Origin of the sequence: Hafnia sp., assembly GCF_036648275.1 — a bacterium.
Lineage (GTDB): Bacteria > Pseudomonadota > Gammaproteobacteria > Enterobacterales > Enterobacteriaceae > Hafnia > Hafnia alvei.
The window spans coordinates 1-6,772 of record NZ_JAVXIQ010000058.1 but is presented as its reverse complement, the minus strand read 5'-3'; the positions used below and the strand labels follow the sequence as shown (position 1 = coordinate 6,772).

Sequence of the window (6,772 nt, the reverse complement as noted above, 5' to 3'; positions counted from 1 at the left end):
GCTGGGGTGTCGGGGGGCAGCGACTGGCCCCCCGACTCGGACGCCTGCACGGAGTGCATGTAGATTTCAGTGTATTAGGCGTACGAAACCTTACACCATTCCCATGTAGATCTCAGTGCATTAGGCGCCCGAAACCTTACACAATCCCCATGTAGATTTCAGTGCTTTAGGCGTACGAAACCTTCACACTTCTATCCCCATAACCAACTCCATATTCTCCCCTTTTCCTAACAACACCAAACCCGGTTGTCCTTCCATATTGTGGGCATCGACTGGATGGCTTTGAGGTTCGAGGCAAATAAACGGTTCATTGGGCATTTGAAACAGCATAAGGTAAGGCACGGAACTACGTATTGTCACCGTTGATTGGTGAGGCGTAACTAAATGAGCAACGCCGTTCCAGCCCGAATAGCCATGGTTCATCCACACGTTGTTAGGCACTTTGGCACAAGAGAAATCAATGTCATCAGGCATGTTTCTCTGCCACGATAGAGGCAAGTGTTTTTCACCTTCAGGCCAATATCCCGAGGAAAAAAACTGTATCTGCGTCTGCGACGTTTTCACAAAGAACGGATGAAATCCCACCCCATACAGCATAGGTTCTGTACCACAATGCCGCAGCGTCAGATGGGCTGTCAGCCCCTCGTCACTTAGCCGGTAAACCAGCAGAGCCGAATAGTCAAAGCCACAGTCATGCTGTACTCGTAGCCCTAACGCGATGTGGTTTACGCTGAGATCCTGTAACTGCCAACGTTGCAGCCAACCGTCTCCATGTAGGAAAAACATCGGATCCAATGAGCTATCCGGCAGACAAACCTCTCTCTCACCTAAGCGAAAGCGATTATCTCGCACTCGATTAGCCACCGGCAGCATAGGAAACAGCGCGCTCTCTCCCGGATGCCATCCGGTATTCTCTTGGTACGCACGTAGAATCTCCCTGCCGCCGTCGAGATCGTCAAAGCTTAAAATCGCCGCCGACTGCGGTGTCACCCGCAGCCTAAACCGTGAGGTCTCTAAGGTATAAATATCCATTATGCTTGCTTCACATTATGCTCTGCGGGTTTCGTGCTCCCAGCTAATTGACGCTCCAAAGCTTCAAGCGTGACACCTTTGGTTTCAGGCACATTACGCAATACGAACACGAATCCAAGCGCGCAAATAATGCCATACAGCAAGAAGCTTCCTGCGGCCCCTAAGCTGGCATTTAATAGAGGGAAGGTATAGGTAAGCAAGAAACAGGCAATCCAAAGCGCCAGCGTCCCTACTGACATCGCCATGCCGCGCACGCGATTAGGGAAAATCTCAGACAATAGAACCCAAGTAACAGGCGCAAGCGTCAGTGCATAAATGGCAATGGCGGCTAAAACCAGCAACAGTACAGGTAGCCCCATGATGCCCAAGGCATAAGCGCCAGCAATCAGAACATAGATCACGGTCAGCCCTGAAGCACCGAGTAACATCAATTTGCGCCGTCCCAACTTGTCCACCAGCGGCAAAGCAATGATGGTAAAAATCAGGTTGATAAGGCCAGTCGCCACTATCGATTTCAACGTGCTGTTAATATCAAAACCGGCCGAAGCGAAGATCTCCTGCGCATAGTTGAAGATCACGTTGATCCCGCACCACTGTTGGAAAACGGCCAGCACGATCCCAATCAAAATGATCGGCCTAACTCGAGGGTTGAGCAGTTCGCTCGCCGCAACCTTTTGCGTATTAGCCCCTAGCGTTGCGCGAATATCGGTGAGCGTTGCCCGTGCATATTCAACGCTGCCAATTCGGCGTAACATGCGCTCGGCTTTATCCTGTTTGCCCGCTTTTGCCAGCCAACGTGGAGACTCAGGCACTAAGAACATCAGCAATAAGAACAATATAGCCGGAACCAACTCTGCGCCAAACATCCAACGCCAGCCAGCTTGCCCATTCCAACTTTGCAGAATATCTTGCATGGTTGCCGAACTGGCAACCGGCTCTGCAATCATCAGGTTTACCAGCTGTGCTGCAAGAACGCCGATCACAATCGTGAGTTGGTTAATCGCCACAAATTTCCCGCGTTTTTCCGCTGGGCTAACTTCGGCGATATACATCGGGCTCAGCGCAGAGGCTAAGCCAATGCCCACACCGCCTACGATGCGATAAAACACGAACCAGTCGAAATCCGTCGCAACCGCGGTTCCCCATGCCGAAGCAGAAAACAAAACCGCAGAGATAATCAGCGGCAGCTTGCGACCAAAACGGTCGGCGCACCAGCCTGAAATCAGTGCGCCAAAGACACAGCCGGCTAATGCCGAACTCATCGCCCATCCTGATTGGGCGGGATCGGTAATACCAAAATAGGCTTCGTAAAACGGTTTTGCACCGCCAATCACTACCCAGTCATAACCGAACAGTAGCCCACCACAGGCGGCAACCAAACATATCATCCAGACATAAGACATATTGAGATGGTTCTGCGTGTTTTTCATTTTTTCACCTTATCGTTATCTTGTAGGGAACAGGCTTACGCAGTCATTAGAAATAGGCCACCGCGGTGGCCTGTTATGGCTTAGCCATTAAAAACACCGGTCTGTAGCGCCAAACGCAATAAATGCGCCTTATCGTGAGCCGGATTACGCTCAAGCAACCGATCGGTAAGACGTACAAAGCTCGCTTCATCGCCCAAGCCTAAATACCCTAATGCCTCAACCCACAGGCAATGTTGGATATGCTGTTCCTGTGCCGAGGCATCTAGCACAATCAGATCGGGCAGCGAGACGGCAAAGAAATCCGGTTCGGAGACGTCGTTGCGGTGCTGATTTGCCCAATCCACCATGAATTGGAATTGCTGCTGAGCCTGAGCCTTTTCCCCTAGACGCACCGCCGCCATTGCCTGATAAAACAGATAATCTACCGGTTGATCGTTGTAATAACGGCCTTCGCTAAGAACCGATCCCCCTTGTAATGCACGTTGCAAAGCTAACTGCATGTGTTCTGTGTCTTGCATCTGTTCGGCGCAAACCGCCAGTAAGTACCAGATGTCGTTATCGCTTTGCCCAACCAAACGCCCTTCCCCAAGATTGGCTGGGTAACTGAGTGACTGGTGCAAAACGTCATACGCCTCGGCAAAGCGCCGCTCTTTCATCAACGCCAAAGCACGACGCTGATGATTAATTAAAAATTGCCCAGTAACTTTGCCCTCGCCGCCTTCCCAAGGGTGGAACTGACGACGCCAAAGGATCTCTGCCGCGGCGTCCGTTTTGTTATGGATGTGATAAAGGCTAAGCAGTTCTGCGGTGAGATCGTCACGCTTAAGTGCCACGTCACGGCGCTCATCCAGCAAACGCAAACGCTGTTCGGTCGGCACCGCCATCCGTTTTTGCAGATAACTAAATTCAAATAGCAGGCGCGGATTTTCGGGTTCAAGATCCAGTGCTCGCTGGAAATAACGAGTAGCACCTTCAGCATCATCTTGTTTATTGAAGGCATAAATCCCTAATACGCGATGCAACGCGGCAAAGTTTGGCATTTGCTGTAGCGCAAATAGCCAGCAAGACTCCGCCTGATCGTAACGACGCTTGCTGTAGAAGAAGCATCCCAGCAAATATTGAGCAAAGCCGTCTTGTGGGAGGCGTTGCAGAATGGCAACCTCATCCAAGGTGTTAGGGAATCTGACTTTTAGGCCAAAATTATCGCGAGCCTGCTGTAAATACTGGCTACGATCCTGGGTATCTTGTGTCAGCGCAGCACGGTAAAGCAGCGGTAAAGATTCTGGGTTATCCAACAAATCCAACAACGCTAATGCATCGTTTTCACATCCCAAACTCATCAGCCAGCCGGCTAATACACAGGAATTTATTCCTCTCGCTCCCGCGATAGTTTTGAATGCATCAACGTTATTGTTCAGTAGCGACTGCATATACAGCAAAGCGTAGCTAAGCGGATACTGTACAAGCTGCGCCGCGACATATTCCTTGGCCTGCTCGTTCTGACCTAAACGCTGTAAAATGAGCGCCTTTAGCCCCATTGCCAGATTGTTTGCCCCGTTGAAAATCAGGCTCTGATTAACAAATGCCAACGCCTGTTCTAACTCACCTTTACGCAGTGCTAAACGCGACAAGGCATAAAATGCGGCGTCGCGACAGTTGCCGCTCCATGTCGCCTTAAAGTAATCATCGTAGGCCTGCGTTTCACGGCCCAGCTTTTCGCGGGCAGAACCGCGTAACATGCTCGCCTGACCGCATTGGGGATTTTTATTCCAACGTTGAGCACGCTGCAACGCGGCGTCGGCATAAAATTCGGCCCGTTCAAAGTTGGCGCGGTTAAACTCCAGCGTCGCTAACGCGACATTACAGCGATAGTCCTGAGGATCTATTTCCAAAGCTCGTTGGTAATAATCAAAAGCAGAGCGACTCGCATGCAGATACTGTTCCAGATGCTGACCAATGAAATACAGCTCATCGGTGTTAGTGAGTTCTTGTGGTTTTTGCGGAGCACTGGCCGCCTGTGGTAGCGGCATTTCTTCAGGGACATGCTCTAAGTAACTGATAATCTCGCGGCCATCGCTATCCCGCAGAGAAAGTGTCAGACGTGCCGAAGAGCGGTCCGGCAACGCGTGTAACCACGATTGCGCAGGAGAGAACGTCAGTGATTCACGGAAAATCTCTTTATCGTCGGCACTGACGACAAGCGTGACATTATCAAGCGGGGTTATCGCGTAGAGGCCAAGCTGTATCTCGCCATGATGCCGTTCCAGCTTGATTGCCGCCTGCGTATTCGCATTCTGCAAGGTTCCCAACCGGCTGTACGGCAGAAAGTTCTGTACGAAGACCTTCTCTTCATAAGGTGCAAGCCAAGTAAAATCCGGTTGGTTGTCGGTGAATACGCCGGTCATTAGCTCGATATAAGGCCCGTTGTGATCGGTTAAGTTACGATCCCACGCTAAACCAAAATCACAGTTGCCCCACGTCCACTGCTTTTTCCCCGGAGAAACATGGTGATCGGCGATATGCAGTAAGCCTCCCTGTTCGCCGTGATGGTAAGCGCCAACAAAGTCATAATCTGATTTATCCGCCATATACGACGTTGGTACGGGGATATTCTTGTAGCGAGAGATATCGACCCCAGCCGAATAATCCACCTTATAATAGGTTCCGGTCGCCATTGGGAAGGCAGAAACATCGCGCTTACCGTGGTCATAAACAGCCGTCACATCCGGTGGGAATACGCTTTGATGATCGTCCCCTCCTTTCACTGCGGGGTTCGCCCACCACAAGAAGTGGCGAGGCGTGGGGTTGCCGTTAAAAACTTTGCCGGTAATCTCGATCAGCGCTTTTTGCGGATACAGCCTAAAACCGGTCATGACCTGCAAACCACGCATCGGCTCGACTTCACCTAACCAAACGGTTTTACTGCCGTCATCCTGATGGCTAAAAGTCACATCGACCGGCATAAAGGTGGTTGGGCGATGATGCTGCGGCCAGTTAAACTCAATGCCACCGGAAATCCACGGCCCGACTAGCCCCACCAGAGCCGGTTTAATCACCTCGTTGTAATAGACAAAATCACGCTGCATTACTTTGTCGTATGCACGATGAATTCGTCCTCCCAGCTCGGGCAGCAGCATCACCCGAATAAAATCATTTTCTAGCCATACTGCTTGGTATTCACGGTCCTCGCACTCGCCGGTTAAGGTATCGATTACGCCATAGGGATAAACCGCGCCAGAAGAGCCTTGATAGACACGCTTCTCTAAAAACATCGGGTTAGGATCTTCCGCGCCGATGCGATAGGTCGGTAAAGTCACACTTTCTTGCCAAACTTTGACGTCGCCGTACATTTCTGCGTCTCCAGTAAAAAAATGACAGTGAACTAAGGTATGTTGGCAGTGTATGGGAGACGTTTTTTTCCGTTGTGATGAAAGCTCACGCAATACAGTTAACGGAGTTAAGTGAAATGTTTGATCTTGGATTGAATAATCAGCGGGTACGTCACCTTAACAAGCGAATATTACTGGCGCTTATTTATCGTTATAAACATGCGAGTAAATCGATGCTGGCGCAGCAGACCGGCCTGTCGATCCCAGCAATCGGCAAAATTCTTGAGGAGCTGATGGACGATGGCAAAATCGAGCACTCCGATCGCATGCTCAGCAGCCGCGGCCTCAGCGGCGGTTGTTACCAAATTCCCATCAATAATTCGCTGATTCTCTGCATGAACGTGACGCCAAACTGTATTGAGAGCCAACTGGTCAACAGCCAAATTTTGCCTCTGGGCGAATATCAATTTGCGGCTGTTTCAGCCCCTCATCCACAAGCCTTATTAGCTGCTATCGAGCAGGTTTATTACCAACAGCGAAAGCTGCATCCGCAGCGAACCATTCAGCTAGCGCTAGCCATTCATGGACAAGTCGATCCCGTGACCGGCGTTTCGCAAAATATGCCGCAGGCGCCGTGGAAAGAGCACATCGAAATGAAATACCTGCTAGAAGAGAAGCTAAAAACCCGTGTGCTGTTAGACAACGACTGCGTGATGTTGGCGCTGGCTGAGAAATGGCAAAACGCCGACAATCCGCAGGATTTCTGCGTCATCAACGTGGATTACGGGATTGGCTCATCCTTCGTCATCAACCAACAAATTTATCGTGGCAGCCTATATGGCAGCGGGCAGATTGGGCACACCATCGTCAATCCCGACGGAGTGGCCTGCGATTGTGGACGCTATGGCTGCTTGGAAACGGTAGCCTCACTTTCCGCACTTAAAAAGCGTGCCCGTATTTGGCTGAAATCTCAGCCACAAA

General features: G+C 50.7%; 4 protein-coding genes. 1 reads left to right on the top strand and 3 read right to left on the bottom strand.

Annotation, left to right across the window (positions count from 1 at the left end):
• Window positions 1-183: 183 nt before the first annotated feature.
• The 3 genes from RSC70_RS20770 to RSC70_RS20760 all read right to left on the bottom strand — a co-directional run bounded on the left by RSC70_RS20770 (window position 184) and on the right by RSC70_RS20760 (window position 5,812).
• Window positions 184-1,032 carry an aldose 1-epimerase gene (locus RSC70_RS20770; protein ID WP_130996267.1) on the bottom strand — a complete coding sequence of 283 codons (849 nt, stop codon included), beginning with the start codon at window positions 1,030-1,032 and terminating at the stop codon, window positions 184-186.
• Window positions 1,032-2,462 (bottom strand): sugar porter family MFS transporter, encoded by a 1,431-nt coding sequence (locus RSC70_RS20765; RefSeq protein ID WP_039185836.1) that lies wholly within the window; start codon window positions 2,460-2,462, stop codon window positions 1,032-1,034. Before RSC70_RS20765 ends, RSC70_RS20770 begins: the two co-directional genes overlap by 1 nt.
• A gap of 80 nt (window positions 2,463-2,542) precedes the next feature.
• Window positions 2,543-5,812 carry a DUF5107 domain-containing protein gene (locus RSC70_RS20760; protein WP_332543470.1) on the bottom strand — a complete coding sequence of 1,090 codons (3,270 nt, stop codon included), beginning with the start codon at window positions 5,810-5,812 and terminating at the stop codon, window positions 2,543-2,545.
• Window positions 5,813-5,928: 116 nt separating this feature from the next.
• Here RSC70_RS20760 and RSC70_RS20755 point away from each other — a divergent pair.
• Window positions 5,929-6,772 (top strand): ROK family protein (locus RSC70_RS20755; protein WP_332543468.1); only part of this gene is annotated, 844 nt, incomplete at its 3' end.